The 22,110-nt window shown below is 70.3% G+C and carries 19 protein-coding genes; 7 read left to right on the top strand and 12 right to left on the bottom strand.

The genetic code is table 11. The features are described from left to right. The coding region (glgB, locus tag B9S57_RS31035; RefSeq protein ID WP_258036712.1) for a 1,4-alpha-glucan branching enzyme at positions 1-2,242 on the top strand (2,242 nt) is incomplete at its 5' end. A gap of 183 nt (positions 2,243-2,425) precedes the next feature. On the opposite strand, the gene B9S57_RS31030 is transcribed toward glgB, so the two are convergent. From B9S57_RS31030 to B9S57_RS30985, 11 genes are all read right to left on the bottom strand, one after another. After that, positions 2,426-2,884, bottom strand: a complete 459-nt coding sequence (locus tag B9S57_RS31030) for a hypothetical protein (protein ID WP_103760490.1) — start codon at positions 2,882-2,884, stop codon at positions 2,426-2,428. 126 nt (positions 2,885-3,010) lie between these two features. Further along, positions 3,011-4,030 (bottom strand): MarR family transcriptional regulator, encoded by a 1,020-nt coding sequence (locus B9S57_RS31025; protein ID WP_103760489.1) that lies wholly within the window; start codon positions 4,028-4,030, stop codon positions 3,011-3,013. A 363-nt stretch (positions 4,031-4,393) separates the two neighbouring features. Then, a complete protein-coding gene (locus B9S57_RS31020; protein ID WP_103760488.1) occupies positions 4,394-5,671 on the bottom strand; it encodes a hypothetical protein in 1,278 nt (425 codons plus the stop codon). Next, on the bottom strand, positions 5,668-5,931 hold the full coding sequence (locus B9S57_RS31015; protein WP_103760487.1) for a hypothetical protein: 264 nt from the start codon (positions 5,929-5,931) through the stop codon (positions 5,668-5,670). Before B9S57_RS31015 ends, B9S57_RS31020 begins: the two co-directional genes overlap by 4 nt. Then, positions 5,928-8,579, bottom strand: a complete 2,652-nt coding sequence (locus B9S57_RS31010; protein WP_103760486.1) for an SUMF1/EgtB/PvdO family nonheme iron enzyme — start codon at positions 8,577-8,579, stop codon at positions 5,928-5,930. Before B9S57_RS31010 ends, B9S57_RS31015 begins: the two co-directional genes overlap by 4 nt. After that, complete coding sequence (locus B9S57_RS31005; RefSeq protein ID WP_103760485.1) at positions 8,576-9,361, bottom strand: class I SAM-dependent methyltransferase; 786 nt, start codon at positions 9,359-9,361, stop codon at positions 8,576-8,578. Before B9S57_RS31005 ends, B9S57_RS31010 begins: the two co-directional genes overlap by 4 nt. Positions 9,362-9,553: 192 nt before the next feature. Then, positions 9,554-9,682 carry a hypothetical protein gene (locus B9S57_RS36035; protein WP_258036711.1) on the bottom strand — a complete coding sequence of 43 codons (129 nt, stop codon included), beginning with the start codon at positions 9,680-9,682 and terminating at the stop codon, positions 9,554-9,556. Between the two features lie 113 nt (positions 9,683-9,795). After that, the gene (trxA, locus tag B9S57_RS31000) at positions 9,796-10,140 is read right to left on the bottom strand and encodes a thioredoxin (RefSeq protein ID WP_103760484.1); all 345 of its coding nucleotides are present in this window, start codon (positions 10,138-10,140) and stop codon (positions 9,796-9,798) included. Then, positions 10,137-10,553 carry a MerR family transcriptional regulator gene (locus tag B9S57_RS30995; RefSeq protein WP_103760483.1) on the bottom strand — a complete coding sequence of 139 codons (417 nt, stop codon included), beginning with the start codon at positions 10,551-10,553 and terminating at the stop codon, positions 10,137-10,139. The genes trxA and B9S57_RS30995 overlap by 4 nt, the downstream gene beginning before the upstream one ends. Before the next feature lie 132 nt (positions 10,554-10,685). After that, positions 10,686-11,177 carry a hypothetical protein gene (locus B9S57_RS30990; RefSeq protein ID WP_146057831.1) on the bottom strand — a complete coding sequence of 164 codons (492 nt, stop codon included), beginning with the start codon at positions 11,175-11,177 and terminating at the stop codon, positions 10,686-10,688. Between the two features lie 104 nt (positions 11,178-11,281). Continuing rightward, positions 11,282-12,649: a cation:dicarboxylate symporter family transporter gene (locus tag B9S57_RS30985; protein WP_103760481.1), complete on the bottom strand. Its 1,368-nt coding sequence runs from the start codon at positions 12,647-12,649 to the stop codon at positions 11,282-11,284. A gap of 154 nt (positions 12,650-12,803) precedes the next feature. On the opposite strand from B9S57_RS30985, the gene B9S57_RS30980 reads away from it, so the two are divergent. The 3 genes from B9S57_RS30980 to B9S57_RS30970 all read left to right on the top strand — a co-directional run bounded on the left by B9S57_RS30980 (position 12,804) and on the right by B9S57_RS30970 (position 15,914). Next, positions 12,804-14,456, top strand: a complete 1,653-nt coding sequence (locus B9S57_RS30980; RefSeq protein ID WP_103760480.1) for a sensor histidine kinase — start codon at positions 12,804-12,806, stop codon at positions 14,454-14,456. Beyond that, on the top strand, positions 14,453-15,127 hold the full coding sequence (locus B9S57_RS30975; RefSeq protein WP_103760479.1) for a response regulator: 675 nt from the start codon (positions 14,453-14,455) through the stop codon (positions 15,125-15,127). Before B9S57_RS30980 ends, B9S57_RS30975 begins: the two co-directional genes overlap by 4 nt. Positions 15,128-15,290: 163 nt before the next feature. Continuing rightward, positions 15,291-15,914 (top strand): helix-turn-helix domain-containing protein, encoded by a 624-nt coding sequence (locus B9S57_RS30970; RefSeq protein WP_258036713.1) that lies wholly within the window; start codon positions 15,291-15,293, stop codon positions 15,912-15,914. A gap of 100 nt (positions 15,915-16,014) precedes the next feature. Here the strand turns inward: B9S57_RS30970 and B9S57_RS30965 are convergent, their stop codons facing one another. Beyond that, on the bottom strand, positions 16,015-17,040 hold the full coding sequence (locus B9S57_RS30965; protein ID WP_103760477.1) for an ATP-dependent 6-phosphofructokinase: 1,026 nt from the start codon (positions 17,038-17,040) through the stop codon (positions 16,015-16,017). A 240-nt stretch (positions 17,041-17,280) separates the two neighbouring features. Between B9S57_RS30965 and pta the strand changes: the two genes are divergently transcribed. From pta to pyk, 3 genes are all read left to right on the top strand, one after another. After that, the gene (gene pta, locus B9S57_RS30960) at positions 17,281-19,353 is read left to right on the top strand and encodes a phosphate acetyltransferase (protein WP_103760476.1); all 2,073 of its coding nucleotides are present in this window, start codon (positions 17,281-17,283) and stop codon (positions 19,351-19,353) included. Beyond that, the gene (locus tag B9S57_RS30955) at positions 19,350-20,600 is read left to right on the top strand and encodes an acetate kinase (RefSeq protein ID WP_374935996.1); all 1,251 of its coding nucleotides are present in this window, start codon (positions 19,350-19,352) and stop codon (positions 20,598-20,600) included. Before pta ends, B9S57_RS30955 begins: the two co-directional genes overlap by 4 nt. Before the next feature lie 74 nt (positions 20,601-20,674). Next, positions 20,675-22,102 carry a pyruvate kinase gene (gene pyk, locus B9S57_RS30950; protein WP_103760474.1) on the top strand — a complete coding sequence of 476 codons (1,428 nt, stop codon included), beginning with the start codon at positions 20,675-20,677 and terminating at the stop codon, positions 22,100-22,102. Positions 22,103-22,110: the final 8 nt, after the last annotated feature.

Genomic DNA, 22,110 nt, shown 5'->3' with positions numbered 1-22,110 from the left:
ACCAGGCTCCGCACCCCTGTCCTCGTCATGGTCGCCCCGGCGCGGCGGCGGAAGCAAGAACGTCCTGCCCGCCACCGCCCTGGACGACGCGGACCGGGGCAGGCTGCTCGCCGGTGACCACCACGACCCGCACGGCGTGCTCGGCGCACACCCGGTCCCGGGCGGAGTGCTCTTCCGGGCGCTGCGGCCCTACGCCCGCTCGGTGACGGTGCTCCTGGACGGGGGCAAGCCGGCCGAGCTGCAGAGCGACGGCGACGGCTTCTTCTCCGGGGTGCTGCCGCTGCCCTCCGTACCCGACGGCTACCGCCTGAAGGTCGCCTACGAGGACAACACCATCGAGGTGGACGACCCGTACCGCTTCCTGCCCGCCATCGGGGAACTCGATCTGCACCTGATCGGCGAGGGCCGCCACGAGGAGCTGTGGAAGGCCCTCGGCTCGCAGCCGCTGGAGCACCAGGGCGTGACCGGCACCCGCTTCACGGTCTGGGCGCCGGACGCCCGCGGTGTCCGGGTCACGGGCGACTTCAACTACTGGGACGGCACGGGCTTCCCGATGCGCTCGCTCGGCTCCACCGGCGTCTGGGAGGTGTTCCTCCCGGGGGTCGGCGAGGGAGCCGTCTACAAGTACGACATCTGCCGGCCGGACGGGTCCCACACCCAGCGGGCCGACCCGATGGCACGCCACACGGAGGTTCCGCCGGCCACCGCCTCGGTGGTCACGGCCTCGCACCACGCGTGGCAGGACGCGGACTGGATGGCGCACCGCGGGGACCGTCCGGTGCACGAGGCTCCGTTCTCCGTCTACGAGATCCATCTCGCCTCCTGGCGACCGGGCCTGTCCTACCGTCAGCTCGCCGCGCAGCTCCCTTCGTACGTGAAGGAGCTGGGCTTCACCCACGTCGAGCTGATGCCGGTCGCCGAGCACCCCTTCGGCGGGTCCTGGGGCTACCAGGTCACCGGCTTCTACGCGCCGACGTCCCGCATGGGCACCCCGGACGACTTCCGCTTCCTGGTCGACGCGCTGCACGCGGCGGGCATCGGTGTCCTCATGGACTGGGTGCCGGCCCACTTCCCCCGCGACGACTGGGCCCTCGCGGAGTTCGACGGACGCCCGCTGTACGAGCACTCCGACCCGAACCGGGCCGCGCACCCGGACTGGGGGACCCTGGAGTTCGACTACGGCCGCAAGGAGGTCCGCAACTTCCTGGTCTCCAACGCCACGTACTGGTGCGAGGAGTTCCACATCGACGGGCTGAGGGTCGACGCGGTCGCCTCCATGCTCTACCTCGACTACTCCCGCGAGGACGGCCAGTGGTCCCCGAACGAGTTCGGGGGCCGGGAGAACCTGGACGCGGTCGCCTTCCTCCAGGAGATGAACGCGACGGTCTACCGGCGGAACCCGGGGGTCGTCACGATGGCGGAGGAGTCGACCGCCTGGGACGGGGTGACCCGCGCCACGGACTCCGGCGGACTCGGCTTCGGCCTGAAGTGGAACATGGGCTGGATGCACGACTCCCTCGTGTACATGTCCAAGGAGCCCATCCACCGCAAGTACCACCACAACGAGATGACGTTCTCGATGGTGTACGCGTACAGCGAGAACTACGTGCTGCCCATCTCGCACGACGAGGTGGTGCACGGCAAGCAGGCCCTGGTCACCAAGATGCCCGGCGACTGGTGGCAGCGGCGCGCCGACCACCGCGCCTACCTCGGCTTCATGTGGGCGCACCCGGGCAAGCAACTCCTTTTCATGGGCCAGGAGTTCGCCCAGGGAGCTGAGTGGTCCGAGGGTCACGGCCCGGACTGGTGGCTGCTCGACGAGACGTACGAGGCCTCCGGCGACCACCGCGGCGTACGCACCCTGGTGACGGACCTCAACGCGGTCTACACCGCGCTGCCCGCGCTCTGGCAGCGCGACACCTCGCCGGAGGGCTTCAGCTGGATCGACGGCGGCGCCGCGGAGGACAACGCCTTCTCGTTCGTCCGCTACGACGCGGACGGCTCCCCGCTGATCGCGGTCTCGCACTTCTCACCGGTGGTGCGGCAGGACTACCGGATCGGCGTGCCGGACGGTCCGGAGGCCTGGGTGGAGGTCATCAACACCGACGCGACGCGCTACGGCGGCAGCGGCGTGCGCAACGAGGAACCGCTGAAGCCGGAGGCTGTGCCGTCGCACGGCAGGGACACCAGCATCACGCTGACGCTCCCGCCGCTGGCGACGGTGTGGCTGCGACCGGCCTGACGGGGCGGGAACTGCCCCGGGCCCGCACCACGAGCGCGTGGTGCGGGCCCGGGGACGGAGGGCCCGGATCGGAAAGAGGTTGCGGACGTGCGAACATCCCGCGACCTCGACTTTCGGGACAGCGCACGGTCCGTGGTCTCGCATCGAGCCGCACCGGGGCGTCCCGCTCCCGTGGCTGAGCGCCTACTTCAGCTTGTACGAGCAGGGCTTGCCCGTCTTGCCGCCCTCGTGCTCGACGACCGTCTTACCGTCCACCGTGATCGAGCACCCTGCCGCAACCAGCATGCCGTCGGCCGCGGTCATGGTGCCCGGCGTCACGAGCACCAGTCGGCCGACCTCGCGCTCCGCGCCCCGAGGGGCGATGGTGGCCGTCTTGGTCCACGGCAGGTCCACCTCGGCGAAGTCCGAGTCTGCGAGGGTGTACATGACCTTGCTCTTGCCCGTCCCCTCGACCTTGATCGTCACCTCGTGCGAGTCGCCTTCCTCCACGGCGTCTCCGCCGGACGCCTCCGGCTTCGCGGGCTCCTGAGCGGCGGGGCTGCCGCCCTTGCCCGCTTCGGCCGGCTTCTCCTCGCCGCCACCGCAGCCCGTCAGCAGAGCAACCGCCAGGACGAAGGCCGTCGCGGTAAGTGTCCTGCGCATTGCTTCCCCCATGATCGATTCCCCCGGCGCGCTCGACGCGTTCCGGGTCGAGGAAGATCGTAGCCAGCCGCATCGACAGGCATCCCGACGGGTTCGGCCGGGGTGGACGGCTGTCGCCCGAAGGCGTCAGGGTGCCCGCATCAGGTTGCGGATGCTTCCCACCAGCGCGTGGACATCCCGTTCGCCAGACGGTTCGGCCACCGACTCCGCCGGGACTGTCGTCCCCGCCTGGACGGTGGCGCGGCAGGGACGGCAGAGACCGTCCGGGAACGCGTCGGCGGGGCCAGGGCGGCCACATTCGGCGCACTCCACCAGGACGGGCCGTACGTCCGGCGCGGTCTGCCCCGCAGCGGGGACTGCGGCAGGGAGCAGGGGCGGGATCTTGTCGATGAGGCGGCGGCGCACGAAGCCGACGGGCGAGCCGATCGGGGACGGGAGCCCTGAGGTGAGGGCCTGAGTGAAGTAGTCAGCGCCCACCCCTCGGGCGAACCACTCCGCAGCAAGCCGCTCCAGCGCGGCACAGTCCCCGGCGGAGAGGGCCAGCCGGGGTTCGAGGCGGCCGAGCCGGGCCAGCGCGAGGTAGGCGGGCGACGGAGCAGCGTCCGGAACGGCCTGCGACCTCTGCTGCGGCACGGCGAGGCCGCTCGCCTCCTCCTGGGGCGCGGGCGGCTCCGTCTCGGCGGGCACCCACGACGGCGGAGGCGCAGGCACTTCCCGCACAGTCTTCGAGCCGCTGGCCTCGGTCGCCTCCCCTGCGAGGAAGGTGGCCCACCACTCGTTGTCGTGGGCGTGGCGGGACCAGTAGGTACGTGTCACCCAGCGGCTCTGGCCGAGCGATTCGACGCGGCAGCGTACGTGGCGGAGATGACCTGCTACCGCGAGGGTGCGCAGGGCGGTACCGATGGCCATCTGGCCGTACAGCGGGAGGTCCTTGGCCAGCGACTTGATGTCCATGGCCGCGCCGTCGGGGAGGTGGTCCACGTATCCGGCGACGTACCGCTCGCGCTCGGGGAGGAGGGCGAAGTCGGCCGCCCGGGCCGGAGCCTGGTCACGCACGGAGCGCTTGCCGTAGCCGGTGCGGGCCCGGCGGTACGAGCTCGAGGGTGCGGGGGCGCAGGGGGCGGAGCTAGGGTGCTGGGTAGCCACGGGATCGCCGTTTCGATCTTGGGGTCAGGCCCCGGCTGGTGCTTCCAACACCGTGCCGGGGTCGTTGCGTTGTGGGCACCGTAAGCACCCGCGACTCTGCGCCGCAAGCCGATCACGATTAGTCATACTTGCTGGCCGTGGCGAGGTAGGGAGGGTGGGTAGGTTTCCCCAAACCCCTTTCCTTACCTGCCGGATGAACAACATCGCTCGAATCCCGGCCCCCGGACCCCAACCCTCGAATCTCGAAGCTCAAGTGCCGGGCCCGAAGCTTCGCACGTACCCTCGAAAGAGTGACCGGCCCCTCTCCGACGCTCGGACCCCGGCCCCAGAGTCCCGGGTTCCGGGACTTGAGCTTCGGGTGGGCTACGGCCTGCCGACTCCGCGCAGCGACGAGAGCACCAGCCGCCCGTAACGCGTCGCGAGAGCACCGGCGGTCACGACCACGGAAATCCCGAGCGCGACGAGTAGGTGGCTGATGGATTCGTCGCCGACGACCTGAAGCACGCCGAGCGAGGTTCCGAGCGGCAGGCCGAGGACCGTGAGCGCTCCCAGTGCGCCGCTGATCTGCTGGCTCTCCTGCGTCTGCACCAGGCGGCTGTAGTCAGCGGCCTCCGCCAGGACCTCCCCGAAACGGTCGGGCAGCCGATGTTGGTTCTGGAAGGCGAGCAGCAGTTCGTTGGCCGGGCCGTGGGCAGTCAGGTGCTGGCGCCAGTAGGTACTTCGGAAGGCCGCGATGTTGCGCTCCAGCGTGGCGACTCTCCGTGCCAGCCGCCTGGTGTCAAAGACATCCGAGAGCTCGTCGGTGAGTTCGTCGATATGGTCACGCTGCAGCGACCCGAGCAGCAGCGCGTCCAAATAGACGGTGCGCGTGTGCAGGGCCCCGAACGCGTAGAAGTCCCCGTCCCCTGTATCGGCTCGGTGACCGAGGAAGGCAGCTCCCTGCCGCAACACCAGAGCACTCCAGTCCGCCGAGATGCGTACGGCGTTACCGAGCTCCACGGCGGCGGTCTCCGGGGCGAGTGGGAAGTCGACCGGGGTCGACCGTGACGCCAGTTGCCAGAGCCAGCGATCGGCAGTGTCCGGAAGTTCCCCTTCATAGCCCGCACGAAGTGCAGGACCGTGACCGGCCTCGGGCGTAAGGAAAGCGACGGTATAGGGGCGGGAACTGGCGAACGTACCGGTCGCGCTGGTGACTTCGGCCAGGCCATCGAGGAGCACCGCAGGATCCAGCGGACCGGTGAGCATCGCGGCATCGCCATCGGCGGCAGCCCGCCCGGCTATCGCACGCACCACAGGCAGGAGCGGTCTGGCCACCGTGAAGTGCAGCACTGCGAGGGCGTAATCGGGGTTTCGGGCAGTGGCAGTGCGAAGAAGCTCCATGCCGATGAGGTGCACGCCGTCATGTACGACTGATATCGGCCGGTACCAGCGGCGGGGCCTGCCCGGTCCGCCGTACAGCACGCGCGCGGAGGCGGGGGCGAAGTACGTCGCCCTCGTCTCGGCGTCGGTGCGGCGGCTGCCCAGTTCGAACGGAAACGGCCCCTGGTCCCATTCCGGAGTTCGCAGCAGGCGCACGGGCACGACAACCGCCAGTTCCTGGCGAACACCGGTGACGGCTCCGAGAGGGAGCGGCGCGGTCATCCGTAGTACTCGGACGGGTCGGGCTGGTCGAGTCGGATGACGAACTCGGCTCGGTCGGGGCTGGCATTCGAGACGTAGAAGCGGACAGGTTCTCCCGTACGGATGGTCCGGAACCCCTCGGTCACGATCTGCCGGTAGTCGAAGCCGTAGTACCGCTGATCCTCGTCATCCTGGACGATGTAGGACCCGAGGCTGCCGTTCACTCCCCCACCGCTCGACCGCCGGTCGATGATCGTTCCGTGGCGAGGCTCGCCGCTCATGCCGTCGTCTCCTCGGTGGTCATGACATCTTCCACGCATCGGAAACCCACCGCGTTGCTCCCACCGCGCTTGCGGTAGATCCCCTTACTGCTCACCTGCACCGCGCGCATCGGATTGTCGTAGCTGCCACCGCAGATGACGGCCTCACCGGGATCCCCGAGACTGGTGGACGTCCACTCCCAGCAGTTGCCCACCATGTCCACAACGCCGAACGGAGAACGGTTACCGGGCCGTTCGGTCGCCGGGGTCACCCATGCCCTGCGTACAGCGTCGCCCGCAAAGTCCTCGTACCAGGCTTGGTAGGTGACAACGGAGTGCCCGACCCATGAGTCCGCACAGTTGACCAAGCCGGCGTCCGGGGCATCGCCCCACGGGAACAGCCGCCCGTCCGTACCGCGCGCCGCTGCTTCCCATTCCAAGGACGTAGGCAACCTCTTGCCCTCGAATGCAGCGAAGGCGTAGGCACTCCACCAGTTGACGCAGACAGCCGGGTACGCGTCGAAGCGTGCGTCCGTGTAGTAGCCGGCCTCGCGCAACCGGTCGGTCCACGGGTGGTGCGTGACATTGGCCGGCTGGTCGGGATGATCCCATGGAGAGGTGCCGTCGCTGTTGAGCGCTTCGAGGAAGCGGCGGTAGCGCGCCACGGTCACGGCGTCACGATCGAAGCGTACGGATCGCGGTACTCGGCGCAGAAGGAGCCGTTCCGCGGGGCCGACGAGATAGGTCCCGGCGGGCAGGACGCAGTCGTCGGTCGCCGGGCCCCCGGGCAGGCCCGCGAGGAACGCCCGTACCTGCTCGGTGATGAATGCGCCGCCCGGTACATCCGCCGCCGTGTCCCGGTGTTCGGCCTCAGCCAGATACCGCGCAGCCAGTAGCGCCTGGTAGGCCGTGTGCACGAAGGCGACCTGGTCGGAGCCCGCCTGGCGTAGCAGAGGAAGGAACACACAGGCGTCGAAGGCGAGCCGCCCGCCGCTGAACGCGCTCATCCCCAACGCCCGGTGCAGGTCGAGAAGGGAAAAGACGGTCTGGTCGGTCAGAAAAGCGTGCCCGAACGAAGCGGTCATGCGCTCTTCGATGCCTGTTCGGCCATGAGCGGCCAGTGTGTGCGCGATGTGCGCACCAAGGATGTCGGCGAGGGGCTGACCGGGAGGAAGCGCCAGTGACGCTGTGAGTCGCTTCTCCAACGGTGTCGCATCAGGTTCGGCGAGGCGTACGAGGTGGAAGTGCGGGACCCTCGCCGGGTCGACTCCATTGGCGTACATCTGCTCGACGAGCTGCTCGGAACGGCCTGCTCCGCTGTCCAACAGCTGGCGTACCTGTGGCGAGTCGGCCAGAAAGGACACCCGCGAGCTCATGACCACGGCGGACTCGGCAGAGAGCACAGCCGCGAGGTCCGCGAAGAGCCGCAGGAAGCCGGCAGGGCTTGGTTCCTCTACACCTTCGTCAACCGCGTCGAGAATACAGAGCGCGGTGCCTGAGCGGATCAGGTAGAGGAAGAGGTCGTAGGCACAGGAGCGGTCAGACGCCATGGACGGCGCCAGGAGCCGCCCGGCGTACTCCGAGAACGGCTCGTCCTTGGGCTTGAGCCCGAGATCGAAGTAGAAGCGGAACCGCCGGGTTCCGGGGTTGGACGCCAGGGAGCGCAGAAGAGTGCTTTTCCCGCTTCCGGAACGGCCGGTAACGAGCACGTTGGCACTGCCCCGAGCGAGGCGGGTGAGTAGCTCCGCTGCATCCTCGGACTCCGCCATCCGGGATTCGCCGGTGTGCGGGTCCGTGGACAGTACGGCTGCACTGATCGGGACGTGGGGCTCTACGTGCCCGGCCGAGGACGAGATTGCCCCGATATGTGTATCGAGGTTGATGAGTGTCTCGACGAAGCCGTCGTAACGGACGATGCGGAAGTCGAGTCCGAGCAGGTCGTGAAGTGCGCCGGAGGCCGCGCTGCCGTTGTCATCCTCCAGAACGACGAACCTGGTGAGCTTGGGCAACCGGGTCCGCAGCAACTCGCCCCCGGTGGCGGCGAGGACCGTGCTCAGGTCGTCCGCCTCCTGGGAGAGCATGAGTTCCACGTACTCGAACCGCATGCCTGATTCGCGGCAGAACAGCTGGTAGACGGTATCGGGGCTGAGAACGAAGCGCTTGGCCTGCCGATAGCCCAGGGTGACGTACAGGCCTGCCAGGAACTCACAGCGTCTGGCCACCTCTGGGGCCACATCAGGTTCTCCACCGAGGAGCGCTGCACTTCCCGTGTTCGTGAACCAGACCAGCACATCCACGAGGCGTCGCACCGCCAGGAGGCCGTCCTCGTCGCTGATGTCGTATCCGTCGTGCGTGGAGCGGTTGCGGAGCCGGCGGATGTCGTCCAGGGCGTCCATCACCGTGCTGCTGCGGATGTGCGGACGGCAGCGCTTGACCAGGTCGTTCAACGCCTTGGTCGTGGGGTCGCCCTCGATGTCGTGGTGGCGCCATAACTCCTTGAGGAGCTTCTCGGTCAGCTTCCCGACGAGCGCCACGGCATTTTCGGGATAGCCGTCGTTGAGGCTGCGTAGGGGACGCTCGAGGTCGAGCCCGAGGTGGTCCGCGATCCGCGAATGATCGTCCAGTTCGCTCCGGAGCCGACGCAGTCGTTCATCAACCACAGTGCTCATTCGCCCCCACCTCGCCGCTTCTCCGCTTCACCCAGGACGAAGGCGAATCGGTCGGGAAACACAAGGACGGGCTCGGGGTGAGCTGCGCTCATCTCTTCGATGCCCTTCTCGATCTCATCGTCGCTGAACGTGGAGAGCAGCGACATGTAGCGAGCGCGCACCATGCCGAAGTATCTGTCCCGGTCGATGCGCAGTTCGTGCTCGACGTAGGTGAGCCCGGCCTTCATTCCGGCGGACTCCAGATGCCCCACGATGTCGGCCGGGTCCGGCTGGAGCTCCTCGAAACGGGTGAGTGCCGCATTGAACAGCGGATACCGGATCGAGGCCGGGAGCATCACCACCAGCAGGCGCCCACCGGGCGCCAGCCGAGCGGCCAGTCCTCGCAGTGTCCGCGCCGGGTCCGGGAGATGGTGGACCGACTCCTTCAACCACATCGCGTCGAGCCGGCCCTGCGGCAGCTCGACGTCGCCATCAGCGATGTTCTCCGCCGAGGCAACGACCGGCGTCAGGCCGGGCGGGGGTGGCGTACCGATCTGACGCAGCATCGCTTCCGACGGGTCCGCGCAGAGGACAGGGTGGGTGGGCCGGACAGCCTTCGTCACCTCTCGCGCGAACAGCCCTGTGCCACAACCGATGTCGGCGATGCGGTCAGTGGCCGCGAGCCTTAGCGCTTCGGCGATGCGGGACGCCATCCAGGGGATGTAGCTCGGCCCGTACACCCAGTGATCGTCGTACTCGACCGCCAGTTGTTCGTAGTGGCCCTGCACATCACGCTGCTCCACGATCCCCCTCGCGCGTCACCGACCCTGCCTGGTGCGGTGGACAGCGAGATGCTATCGCGGGGTGCAGGGCCCACAACAGTGCGTAATGCGCCGTTGTCCCTCACTGATCCAACGGCGCACCTTCTCCATCAATCGTGGGTGAGATGCCCCGCCGACCCGAAGCACGGCACCTCACCCGACCGGGGGTGAGGACTACTCGCGCATCGCTATGGCCAGAACGTCGCGGAGGGCCGCGTGGAGCACGGGGGCGAACGCCGCCAGCTCGACATCGGAGGCGGTCCCGTCGCTCAGCACGTCACCTACAAGCCCTTCAACTGCCACGCCGGATTCCAGCGCGTACCGGTCGGCGATCTCCTGGCCCCATCGACCGCCCCCTCGGCGGCCACGGGGCCCGGCGGGCGGCTGCCGTCCGACGCCCTGAGCGGGACCAGGCCTCAGGCCGCCGCCGGGAGCACGTCCTCCAGCTCCTGGAGAAGCCGGCGCTTCGGACGGGCGCCCACCATCGACTGCACCGGTTCGCCGTCCTGGAACACCATCAGCGTCGGCATCGACAGCACCGCGTACCGGCTCGTGATGCCCGGGTTGTGGTCCACGTCGATCTGGACGACCTTCAGGCGACCGGCCTCCTCCCGTGCGATCGCGCCGAGCACCGGGGCCAGTTGACGGCAGGGGCCGCACCAGTCGGCGGTGAATTCGACCAGGACCGGCAGCCCGGCTCCCAGGACCTCGGCGTCGAACGTCGTGTCGGTGACCTCGGCGACACCTTCTGCGTGGATCATCCCTCGTCCTCCCAGTTCAGTTCACATCGTGGCTCGGGGCCGCCCGGCACCTCGGCCGACGCCTCCAGCTCGGCGCGGGCCAGCTGGGCACCCACTTCCGCCCGGACGCCCTGCAACTGGCCGATGAGTGCGTCCAGTTCGCCGAGCTTGCGCCGGTAGACGGCCAGCGAGGCGGGGCAGGAGTCGCCCGCCGGGTGACCGGCGCGCAGGCAGTCGACGAAGGGGCGGGTCTCCTCCAGGTCGAACCCGAAGTCCTGAAGCGTCCGGATCTGCCGGATCAGCCGCAGGTCGCTCTCGTCGTACGTGCGGTAGCCGTTCTGCGCGCGGTGCGCGTGCAGCAGGCCCCGCGACTCGTAGTACCGCAGCGTCCGTGTCGTCGTACCGGCACGTTCGGCCAGCTCCCCGATTCGCATACCGCGACCGTAAGCCTTGACGTCGGCGTCAAGGCAAGGGACGGGACGGGACGGGCTTCGGGAGGGATTCCGGACGGCGGCCGTCGCCCGCACCCCCTGGCCGCTGCCCGAAAGCCCGTCGTCTCGTCGATTTCAGGCGGTGGTGAGGAAACAGGTGTAGGAGCCCGTCACCTTTGTCTCCGTCCCGCCTCCGCCGGTCTTCCCGCCCATGGAGACCGTCATTTCCACGCTGGACTCCTCCAGGAAGCCGAACCCGTCCTCGTAGCGGCCGCCGCGCCGCCAGTCCTGCGGTGCGGCGGCGTCGGCGCGCTCGCACTCCGCCTTCCCGTAGGCGTCACCGTTCGCGATGCGCCGGTTGCCGGGGAACACCCGGTCCACCTCCACCTGGTCCAGCACCCGGATGTCGTGCCGGTCCGCGCAGTCCACGGGGCGGACGATCTCCGAGGTGCCGAGCCCCGTGTCGCCGTTGGTGGCGCACCGCGTCCCGTAGGTCAGCGTCGAGAGGAAGGCGGCCGTACCCGCGCCGCGGGTGGCGCCGGTCGCCGCCTGGAACTGTTCGGCGAGCGGCTGCCCGTAGACCGCCTCCCCCGCCACGGTCGCGTCGTCGGCGCCGCATCCGGCCACGCCGGCGAGCATCGGGAGCAGCAGCGCGAGTGCGGCTCTTCGTCGCGCGCTCGGGCGGCCGGCACGGGATTCCCGTACCGGCCGCCCGAGCGCGCGACGAGGCGTTACGCCTTGACCAGCGAGGGCTGCTCCTCGCCGCCGTCCCGGGCGTCCGGGACGTGCGGCTCGCCGCCGGCGTGCGCGTCGTCCGTCATCGTCCGCTCGTCGAACGGAAGGGCGCCGGAGAGGACCTGGTCCACCCGCTCCCGGTCGATCTCCTTGGTCCAGGTGCCGACGAGGACGGTGGCCACCGCGTTGCCCGCGAAGTTCGTCAGGGCGCGGGCCTCGCTCATGAAGCGGTCGATGCCGACGATCAGCCCGACACCGTCGACCAGTTCGGGGCGGTGCGACTGGAGGCCGCCCGCGAGGGTGGCCAGGCCGGCGCCGGTGACGCCCGCCGCGCCCTTCGAGGCGATCACCATGAAGACCAGCAGCGAGATCTGCTCGCCGATGCTCAGCGGGTCGCCCGTGGCGTTGGCGATGAAGAGCGAGGCCATCGTGAGGTAGATCGCGGTGCCGTCGAGGTTGAAGGAGTAGCCGGTCGGCACGGTGATGCCGACGACGGGCTTGCTGACGCCCATGTGCTCCATCTTCGCGATGAGCCGCGGCAGGGCCGACTCGGACGAGGAGGTGGAGAGGATCAGCAGGAACTCACGGCCCAGGTACTTCAGCAGGGAGAGGATGTTGACCCCGGCCACCAGGCGCAGGATCGCGCCGAGGATCACGAACACGAAGATCGCGCAGGTCACGTAGAAGCCGATCATGATGACCGCCAGCGATTTCAGTGCGTCCACGCCGGTCTCCCCGACCACCGCCGCCATCGCGCCGAACGCGCCGACCGGGGCAACCCACATGATCATGGCGAGGACGCGGAAGACGAGGCGCTGGATGTGGCCGATACCCCGCAGGACGGGCTCACCGGCGGATCCCAGGGCCTGGAGCGCGAAGCCCGCGAGCAGGGCGATGAGCAGGGTCTGCAGGACCTCGCCCTCGGTGAAGGCGGACACCATGGTGGTGGGGATGATCCCGAGCAGGAAGTCCACGGTGGTCTCGCTGTCGCCCGCCTGCGCCTCACCGGCGGCGCGGGCCGCGTCGGTGAGGTGGAGGCTGGATCCGGGCTCCAGGATGTTGCCGACGACCAGGCCGATGGCCAGGGCGACGGTCGACATCACCAGGAAGTAGCCGAGGGCCAGACCGCCGACGGCTCCGACCTTGGCGGCCTTCCGTACGGAGCCGACGCCCAGCACGATCGTGCAGAAGATGATCGGCGAGATCATCATCTTGATGAGGTTGACGAAGCCGGTGCCGATCGGCTTGAGCTCCACGGCGAAGTCCGGAACCACCAGGCCCACGGTGATGCCCAGCACCACGGCGGCGATCACGGCCAGGTAGAGGTAATGGGTGCGGTCCCGTCGTGCGGCTTTCTCTGCCACGGGGGTCTCCTCGGGTATGCGGTGGCTCCCCGTCCCTGGGGGCCCCGGTGACTATTCACTTCCCTGTGACGGCCGTCACCCTTGCGTTCATATCGTTCACGGACGTTTATCGGCCACCTTGGGCCGGTGGGCCCCTCCGTGCAGACTGTGGGGCATGCGCCTGCCCCGGACCCTCCCCCGCAGCCTGGCCGGCCAGCTGTTCGCGATGCAGGCCCTGCTCGTGGCGGCGGTCGTGGCCGGGTGCGCCTTCTTCGCGTACGCCTCGGGCCGTTCCCAGGCGGAGGAGACCGCGGCCCGCCAGGTGCGGGTGGCCGCCCTCGCCATGGCCGGATCTCCCTCGGTGCGGGAGGCGATCCGTACCCCGGACCCGTCCGCCGTACTCCAGCCGTACGCGGAGCGGGTCCGCCAGGACACCGGGATCGCCTTCGTCACGATCATGAACCCCCGGGGCGTCCGGTGGACCCACCCGGACCCGTCCCAGATCGGCAGGAGGTTCATCGGTCACACCGAGCGCGCCCTGCTCGGCGAGACCTTCGAGGAGACCTACACCGGGACGCTGGGGCCCTCGATACGGGTCGTCACCCCGGTCCGCGACGGGGGCAGGATCGTCGGCCTGGTGAGCGCGGGCATCACCGTCGAGCGGGTGTCCACGCAGGTGCGGGAACAGCTGGGCGCCCTGGGTACGGCGGCGGGGGCCGCCCTGGCCCTCGGGGCGCTCGGGACGTACGTGATCAACGCAAGGCTGCGGCGGCACACGCACGGGATGAACGCCGGGGAGCTGAGCCGGATGCACACGTACCACGAGGCGACGCTGCACGCGGTGCGCGAGGGACTGATCATGCTGGACGGGCAGCGCAGGGTCGCCCTGATCAACGACGCCGGCCGGGAGCTGCTGGGGCTGGCCCCGGGATCGGTCGGCCGCCGGATCGACGAGCTCGCGCTGCCGGCGCCGCTGACCGGGGCACTCCTGGCGTCCGAGCCGCGGGTGGACGAGGTCCACCTCACGGCGGAGCGGGTGATCGTCGTCAACACCAGCCCGGTGGTCGGCGGCGAGCGGCGCGGCACCGTCGTGACGCTGAGGGACCACACGGAGCTCCAGGCGCTGTCCGGCGAGCTCGACTCGGAACGCGGCTTCACCCAGGCGCTGCGCTCCCAGGCGCACGAGGCGGCGAACCGGCTGCACACCGTGGTCTCGCTCATCGAGCTGGACCGGGTCGAGGAGGCGGTGGACTTCGCGACGGCGGAGCTGGAGCTGGCGCAGGTCCTCACCGACCGGGTCGTGGGCGCGGTGGCCGAACCGGTGCTGGCCGCGCTGCTGCTCGGCAAGGCGGCGCAGGCCAACGAGCGTGGCGTGGAGTTGGTGCTCGCCGAGGACAGCCTGATCGACGACGGGGCGCTGCCGCGTGCGCTGGCCCCCCGGGACCTGGTCACGATCCTCGGCAACCTCATCGACAACGCCGTGGACGCCGCGTCCGACACGGCGACGGGCACGTCCGGCCGGACCGTCCCGGCCCAGCGCACCGCCCTCCGGGCCCTGGTCACCGTGACCGCGCGGACGGAGGCGGGCGAGCTCCTGCTGCGGGTCGCGGACACCGGCGCCGGCATCGGCCCGGACGACGCGGACGAGGTGTTCCGGCGGGGCTGGACGACCAACGGCACGGGCCGCGGCCTGGGCCTGGCGCTCGTGCGGCAGGCGGTGCACCGCAACGGCGGGGCGGTGACGCTGGGCCGGGCACCGGACGGCGGCGCGGAGTTCACGGTGCGGCTGCCGCTCTCCGGCCGCGCGGTGGAGAGGGTGGCGCCGTGATCCGGGTGCTGGTCGTGGAGGACGACCCGGTGGCCGCCGACGCCCATCAGCTGTACGTGGACCGGGTGCCGGGCTTCGAGGTCGCCGCCGTGGCCCGCTCCCGGGCGGAGGCCGTCCGGGCGCTGGAGCGCACGGAGGTGGACCTGCTGCTGCTCGACCTGTACCTTCCCGACGGACACGGTCTGCAGCTGCTGCGGTCCCTGCGGGCGGCGGGACACGCGGCGGACGTCATCGCGGTGACGTCCGCGCGCGATCTGGCGGTGGTGCGGGAGGGTGTGTCGCTCGGCGTCGTGCAGTACGTGCTGAAGCCGTTCACCTATCCCACGCTCCGCGACCGGCTCGTGCGGTACGCGGAATTCCGGGCGGCGGCCGGTGAGGCGAGCGGCCAGGAGGAGGTGGACCGGGCGCTGGGCGCGCTGCGGGTCGCGGACCCGGCCACCCTGCCCAAGGGGCTGAGCGGCCCCACGCTGGAGGCGGTGACGCGGGCGCTGCGGGAGGCGCCGGAGGGGGTCACCGCGGCGGCCGCCGGGGAGGATCTGGGGATCTCCCGGATCACCGCGCGCCGCTATCTGGAACATCTGGTGACGGTGGGCAGGGCCGTGCGCCGGCCCAGCTACGGCCAGGTGGGCCGGCCCGAGCTGCACTACCACTGGGTGGCTGAAACCCGCTGATGGTCCGGGGCGCCTCCGGGGAGGCGCTAGGAGGATCATACGAAGGGTGAACTGATAGGAACAGCCTGTAGCCAGGCCGTTCCCGGGCTTCTACGGTGGGGCCGTGCACCCCATCCCACCCTTCAACGCCCCCGCCGCGCGCCGCCTCCGCGAGGCGCTGGGAATGGCTCCCGGACATGTTGCGTACGGGCTCGGCGCCCAGTACGGAATGCGGATCACGGCCGAGACCGTGATGGCCTGGGAGCGTGGCACGGCCACGCCCGGCGAACGCGAACTCATGGCACTGGCCGGGGTGCTGTGGTGCGCGCCGGGCGAACTACTGTCCGCCGCGAGCACGTTGCGCGACCACCGGCTGGCCCGGGACCTCGCGCTGGACGAAGTGGCGCGGGCGCTCGGGATGACGGTCGCCGCGTACCAGAAGATCGAGGACTCCGGGCGCTGGCGCGGCAACGAGCGCCAGGCCGTGGCCCTCTGCGACGCGCTGGACATGTCCGCGGCCCAGTTCCTGACGGCGACCGGCCGCAACGAGGAGCTGGCCGGCCTGCTGACCAGGGCGGTCACCACCCGCTGGCAGGCCTACGTACGCCCGGTGGACAGGCTCGTGCCGCTGGACCGGATCCTGGTCCAGGACGTGCTGGAGCAGTTGCACACCGACTACCAGGCGCTGATGGTCTCGACGCTGAGCTGGAACACCACGGGCCGGGACCGGGCCGGGACTGCGGGCGAGGAGGGCCGGGAGTTCCTGGACCGGGTGGTCGAGGAGTTCTGGCGGACGGCGGGCATCTGAGCCCTTCCGGCCGTTCACCCGGTCCGCCCCGGGGCGACAGCGGCGGCCCCGGCCCTCCGGGGGCGGAGGGCGGGGGCCGGGTGCGCACCGCAGGGGCGGCTCAGAAGACCGACTCGGCCTCGTACATCCGGTCGCTGGGGACCGTCTTCAGCCGGGTCACGGCGTCCGCCAGGGGGGCCATCACGATCTCGGTCCCGCGCAGCGCCGTCATCCGGCCGAAGTCACCGCGGTGCACGGCCTCCACGGCGTTCCAGCCGAAGCGGGTCGCGAGCACCCGGTCGTAGGCGGTCGGCGTGCCACCGCGCTGCACATGGCCGAGGATGACCGGCCGGGCCTCCTTGCCGAGGCGCAGTTCCAGCTCGGCGGCGAGGCGGTTGCCGATGCCCTTGAAGCGCTCGTGGCCGAACTGGTCGATCTCGCCCTTGGCGTACGGCATGGAGCCCTCGGCCGGGTGGGCGCCCTCGGCGACGCAGATGACGGCGAACTTCTTGCCGCGCGCGAAGCGTTCCTCGACCATCTTGACCAGGTCGTCGACCTGGAAGGGCCGCTCGGGCAGACAGATGCCGTGCGCACCGCCGGCCATGCCGGACTCCAGCGCGATCCAGCCCGCGTGACGCCCCATGACCTCGACGACCATGACCCGCTGGTGGGATTCGGCCGTGGTCTTCAGGCGGTCTATGGCCTCGGTCGCGACGCCCACGGCGGTGTCGAAGCCGAAGGTCCGGTCGGTCGCTGAGATGTCGTTGTCGATGGTCTTCGGGACGCCGACGACGGGCATTCCGGCGTCGGACAGCATGCGGGCCGCGGTGAGCGTGCCCTCGCCGCCGATCGGGATCAGCGCGTCGACGCCGTAGCGGAGGGAGAGTTCGGCGCAGTTCTCGGCGGCCTCGCGCAGCCGGTCGCGTTCGAGACGCGCCGAACCGAGGATCGTGCCGCCGCGCGCCAGGATGCCGCTGACCGCGTTCAGGTCCAGGGGCCGGAAGTGGCCGTCGAGCAGCCCCTTGAAGCCGTCCTCGAAGCCGATGACCTCATCGCCGTGCCCCACGACGGCGCGGTGCACGACCGACCGGATCACAGCGTTCAGGCCTGGGCAGTCGCCGCCTGCGGTGAGAATTCCGATGCGCATCCTGCTCTGTCTCCTGCTCGCTAGTGCCATGGATTCCGGGGGCCGTGGAGAAACCCCCGTACCGTGAGCCATGACGAGTGTCCCACGCCGAGCCGGGCACCCGCGCTTCCGGCCCCGCGGGCGGGCGCCGTCCGGGGCCCGTCAGGGCCCTGCCGGGGCAGGGCTCCCGGCGGGCGGCTCACCTGCCCCGGTAGGTATCGTCAAAGGGACAATGCCAGCCAAACAGGACGGAGACCACGCGTGGCGCGCAGCGTGTACGTGACCGGGATCGACCGGGGAGACGGCCGCCAGGTCGTCGATCTGGGAGTCATGGAGCTACTGACGCGTCAGGTGGACCGGGTCGGCGTCTTCCGCCCGCTCGTCCACGACGGACCCGACCGGCTGTTCGAGCTGCTGCGGGCGCGCTACCGGCTCTCCCAGAGCGCGGAGACCGCCTTCGGCCTGGACTACCACGAGGCCTCCGCGGTCCAGGCGGAGAAGGGTACCGACGAACTGGTCTCCCTGCTCGTCGAGCGGTTCCACCAGGTGGCCCGCGACTACGAGGTGGTGCTGGTCCTCGGCAGCGACTTCGCCGCCACCCAGCTCCCCGACGAACTGGCCCTGAACGCCCGGCTCGCCAACGAGTTCGGCGCCTCGGTGATCGCGGTGGTCGGCGGCAAGGGCCAGGACGCCGGGTCCGTGCGGGCCGAGACGCGCAACGCCTACCGGGCGTACGCCGGCCTCGGCTGCGACGTCCTGGCGATGATCGTGAACCGGGTGGCGTCCGAGGACCGCGCGGGCATCGCGGAGCGCCTCAGCGAGCAGCTCCCGGTCCCCTGCTCCGTACTGCCGGACGATCCCGCGCTCTCCGCACCCACCGTCTCCCAGATCACGACCGCCCTGGACGGAACGGTTCTGCTCGGCGACGACTCGGGCCTGGCCAGGGACGCACTGGACTTCGTGTTCGGCGGCGCCATGCTGCCGAACCTCCTGAAGGCCCTGACCCCGGGCTGCATGGTCGTCACCCCCGGCGACCGCGCGGACCTGGTCATCGGCTCGCTCGCGGCCCACAGCGCCGGCACGCCGCCCATCGCGGGCGTCCTGCTCACCCTGAACGAGCGCCCCGGCGAGGAGATACTCCGGCTCGCCACCCGCCTCGCGCCGGGCACCCCGGTCGTCGCCGTGACCGGCGGCTCCTTCCCCACGGCCGCAGAACTCTTCGCCCTGGAAGGCAAGTTGAACGCGGCCACCCCCCGCAAGGCGGAGACTGCGCTCGGCCTCTTCGAGCGCCACGTGGACACCGGCGCCCTGCTGGAGCGGATCTCCGTGGCCCGCAGCGGCCGGGTCACCCCGATGATGTTCGAGCACGAACTGCTGGAGCAGGCCCGCTCCGACCGGCGCCGGGTCGTCCTGCCGGAGGGCACCGAGGAGCGCGTCCTGCGCGCCGCCGACGTCCTCCTGCGCCGCGACGTCTGCGACCTGACCCTGCTCGGGGACACCGACGTCATCCGCAAGAAGGCCGCCGACCTGGGCATCGACCTCGCCGGGACCCGGCTCGTCGACCCGGCGACCTCCGAACTGCGCCAGGGCTTCGCCGAGCGGTACGCCGCGCTGCGCGCGCACCGCGGGGTGACGGTGGAGCTCGCGTACGACGTCGTCTCGGACGTCAACTACTTCGGCACCCTGATGGTCCAGGAGGGACTGGCCGACGGCATGGTCTCCGGCTCGGTGCACTCCACGGCCGCGACGATCCGGCCGGCTTTCGAGATCATCAAGACGAAACCCGACGCCTCGATCGTCTCCTCGGTGTTCTTCATGTGCCTCGCCGACAAGGTGCTGGTCTACGGCGACTGCGCGGTCAACCCGGATCCGGACGCGGAACAGCTCGCCGACATCGCGGTGCAGTCCGCCGCCACCGCTGCCCGCTTCGGCGTGGACCCCAGGATCGCGATGCTCTCCTACTCGACGGGCACCTCGGGCACGGGAGCCGACGTCGACAAGGTGCGGGACGCCACGGAACGGGTACGCGCCTCACGGCCGGACCTCAGCATCGAGGGCCCGATCCAGTACGACGCGGCGGTCGAGCCGTCCGTCGCCGCGACCAAGCTGCCGGCGTCCGAGGTGGCGGGCCGGGCGACCGTACTGATCTTCCCGGACCTCAACACCGGCAACAACACCTACAAGGCGGTCCAGCGCTCGGCGGGCGCGGTCGCGGTCGGCCCGGTCATGCAGGGGCTGCGCAAACCGGTCAACGACCTGTCGCGCGGCGCGCTGGTCCAGGACATCGTCACCACGGTGGCCATCACGGCGATCCAGGCACAGAGCGAGGAATGACCACGATGACCACCGGCCCGACCAGCGAAGGCTCCCGCTCCATGAACGACGCCCACCGCGTACTCGTGCTCAACTCCGGCTCCTCGTCGGTGAAGTACCAGCTGCTGGACATGCGCGACCGGTCCAGGCTGGCCACCGGTCTGGTCGAGCGGATCGGCGAGTCGGCCTCCCGGCTGGTGCACACCCCGCTGACAGGCGGGGAACCCCGCGAGCGCACCGGCAGGATCGCCGACCACGAGGAGGCGCTGAAGGCCGCTGCCGCCGAGCTGGCGGCCGACGGGCTCGGGCTGGACTCCCCCGAGCTGGCGGCGATCGGCCACCGGGTGGTGCACGGCGGGCTGAGGTTCACCGAGCCCACCGTGATCACCGACGAGGTACTGAAGGAGATCGAGCGCCTCGTCCCGGTGGCCCCGCTGCACAACCCGGCGAACATCACCGGGATCCGCACCGCTCAGACCCTGCGCCCCGACCTGCCCCAGGTCGCTGTCTTCGACACGGCGTTCCACACGACGATGCCGGAGTCCGCGGCGCGGTACGCCATCGACGTGGAGACCGCCGACGCGCACCGCATCCGCCGCTACGGCTTCCACGGCACCTCCCACGCCTACGTCTCGCGCAGGACGGCCGAGCTGCTGGGCCGTCCGGTGGCCGACGTGAACGTGATCGTGCTGCACCTGGGCAACGGCGCCTCGGCCTCCGCGGTGGCGGGCGGCCGGTGCGTGGAGACGTCCATGGGGCTGACCCCGCTGGAGGGGCTGGTCATGGGCACCCGCTCGGGAGACATCGACCCCGCCGTCACCTTCCACCTGCAGCGGGTGGCGGGGATGTCGACGGACGAGATCGACACCCTGCTCAACAAGCGGAGCGGCCTGGTCGGCCTCTGCGGCGACAACGACATGCGGGAGATCCGCCGCAGGGTCGACGAGGGTGACGAGCGGGCGATCCTCGCGTTCGACATCTACATCCACCGGCTGAAGAAGTACATCGGCGCCTATTCGGCGGTCCTCGGCCGGGTGGACGCCGTGGTGTTCACGGCGGGGGTCGGGGAGAACTCGGCTCCGGTACGGGAGGCTGCGCTCACGGGACTGGAGGGTTTCGGCCTGGTCGTGGACCCGGAGCGCAACGCCGTGCGGTCCGGTGAAGCCCGGCTGATCTCGCCCGACGACGCACGGGTGGCGGTCGCCGTGGTGCCGACGGACGAGGAGCTGGAGATCGCCGGACAGACCTTCGCGCTGGTCCACAACTGAGCGGCCCCGCGCCCCTTTGTATCTTCCACCAGACGGAATATTCCGCAGTGAAACAAACCGATAGGATCCGCCTCATGCGCCGTTCCAAAATCGTCTGCACCCTCGGTCCCGCCGTCGACTCCCATGAGCAGCTCGTCGCTCTGATCGAGGCCGGCATGAGCGTGGCCCGTTTCAATTTCAGTCACGGTTCCCACGAGGAGCACCAAGGCCGTTACGACCGGGTCCGCAAGGCCGCGGCCGAGACCGGCCGTGCGGTCGGTGTCCTCGCCGACCTCCAGGGCCCCAAGATCCGCCTCGCGAAGTTCGCCGAGGGTCCTGTCGAGCTGGTCCGCGGGGACGAGTTCGTCATCACCTCCGAGGACGTCGCCGGCGACAAGTCGATCTGCGGCACCACCTACAAGGGGCTGCCCGGCGACGTCGCCAAGGGCGACCCGGTCCTGATCAACGACGGCAACGTCGAGCTGAAGGTCGTCTCGGTCGACGGCCCCCGGGTCACCACCATCGTCATCGAGGGCGGTGTCATCTCCGACCACAAGGGCATCAACCTGCCGGGTGCGGCGGTCAACGTCCCCGCCCTCTCCGAGAAGGACGTCGAGGACCTCCGCTTCGCCCTGCGGATGGGCTGCGACATGGTCGCGCTGTCCTTCGTCCGGGACGCCGAGGACGTCAAGGACGTGCACAAGGTGATGGACGAGGAGGGCCGCCGGGTCCCCGTCATCGCCAAGGTCGAGAAGCCGCAGGCCGTCGAGCACATGGAGGGCGTCGTCGCCGCCTTCGACGCCGTGATGGTCGCCCGCGGCGACCTCGCCGTCGAGTATCCGCTCGAGAAGGTCCCGATGGTGCAGAAGCGCCTCATCGAGCTCTGCCGCCGCAACGCCAAGCCGGTGATCGTGGCGACCCAGATGATGGAGTCGATGATCACCAACTCGCGGCCGACCCGCGCCGAGGCGTCCGACGTCGCCAACGCGATCCTCGACGGTGCCGACGCGGTCATGCTGTCGGCGGAGTCCTCGGTCGGCGCGTACCCGATCGAGACGGTCAAGACGATGTCGAAGATCGTCGTCGCCGCCGAGGAGGAGCTCCTGTCCAAGGGCCTCCAGCCGCTGGTGCCGGGCAAGAAGCCCCGTACCCAGGGCGGTTCGGTGGCCCGGGCGGCCTGCGAGATCGCGGACTTCCTGGACGGGAAGGCGCTGGTGGCCTTCACCAAGTCCGGCGACACAGCCCGCCGTCTCTCCCGCTACCGCACGGCGCAGCCGATCCTGGCCTTCACCACGGAGGAGTCGACCCGCAACCAGCTCGCGCTGAGCTGGGGCGTCGAGTCCCACGTCGTGCCGCACGTGGACAACACGGACGCCATGGTCGACCTGGTCGACGCCGAGCTGCTGAAGCTGAACCGCTACAGCGACGGCGACACGATGGTCATCACCGCCGGCTCGCCCCCCGGCGTCCCCGGCACCACCAACATGGTCCGGGTGCACCACCTGAGCGGCGAGCACGCCTGACGCACCGT

The organism is Streptomyces sp. SM10 (assembly GCF_002910915.1).
Lineage (GTDB): Bacteria > Actinomycetota > Actinomycetes > Streptomycetales > Streptomycetaceae > Streptomyces.
The sequence above is the reverse complement of the archived record's forward strand: the minus strand, read 5'-3'. Positions and strand labels throughout refer to the sequence as shown.

Bases quoted from the DNA above. Each gene is read 5' to 3' on its own strand.
- B9S57_RS31030 (WP_103760490.1), bottom strand. From the start codon at position 2,884: ATGCGCAGGACACTTACCGCGACGGCCTTCGTCCTGGCGGTTGCTCTG.
- B9S57_RS31020 (WP_103760488.1), bottom strand. From the start codon at position 5,671: ATGACCGCGCCGCTCCCTCTCGGAGCCGTCACCGGTGTTCGCCAGGAA.
- B9S57_RS31015 (WP_103760487.1), bottom strand. From the start codon at position 5,931: ATGAGCGGCGAGCCTCGCCACGGAACGATCATCGACCGGCGGTCGAGC.
- B9S57_RS31010 (WP_103760486.1), bottom strand. From the start codon at position 8,579: ATGAGCACTGTGGTTGATGAACGACTGCGTCGGCTCCGGAGCGAACTG.
- trxA (WP_103760484.1), bottom strand. From the start codon at position 10,140: ATGATCCACGCAGAAGGTGTCGCCGAGGTCACCGACACGACGTTCGAC.
- B9S57_RS30995 (WP_103760483.1), bottom strand. From the start codon at position 10,553: ATGCGAATCGGGGAGCTGGCCGAACGTGCCGGTACGACGACACGGACG.
- B9S57_RS30980 (WP_103760480.1), top strand. From the start codon at position 12,804: ATGCGCCTGCCCCGGACCCTCCCCCGCAGCCTGGCCGGCCAGCTGTTC.
- B9S57_RS30970 (WP_258036713.1), top strand. From the start codon at position 15,291: ATGGCTCCCGGACATGTTGCGTACGGGCTCGGCGCCCAGTACGGAATG.
- B9S57_RS30965 (WP_103760477.1), bottom strand. From the start codon at position 17,040: ATGCGCATCGGAATTCTCACCGCAGGCGGCGACTGCCCAGGCCTGAAC.
- B9S57_RS30955 (WP_374935996.1), top strand. From the start codon at position 19,350: ATGACCACGATGACCACCGGCCCGACCAGCGAAGGCTCCCGCTCCATG.
- pyk (WP_103760474.1), top strand. From the start codon at position 20,675: ATGCGCCGTTCCAAAATCGTCTGCACCCTCGGTCCCGCCGTCGACTCC.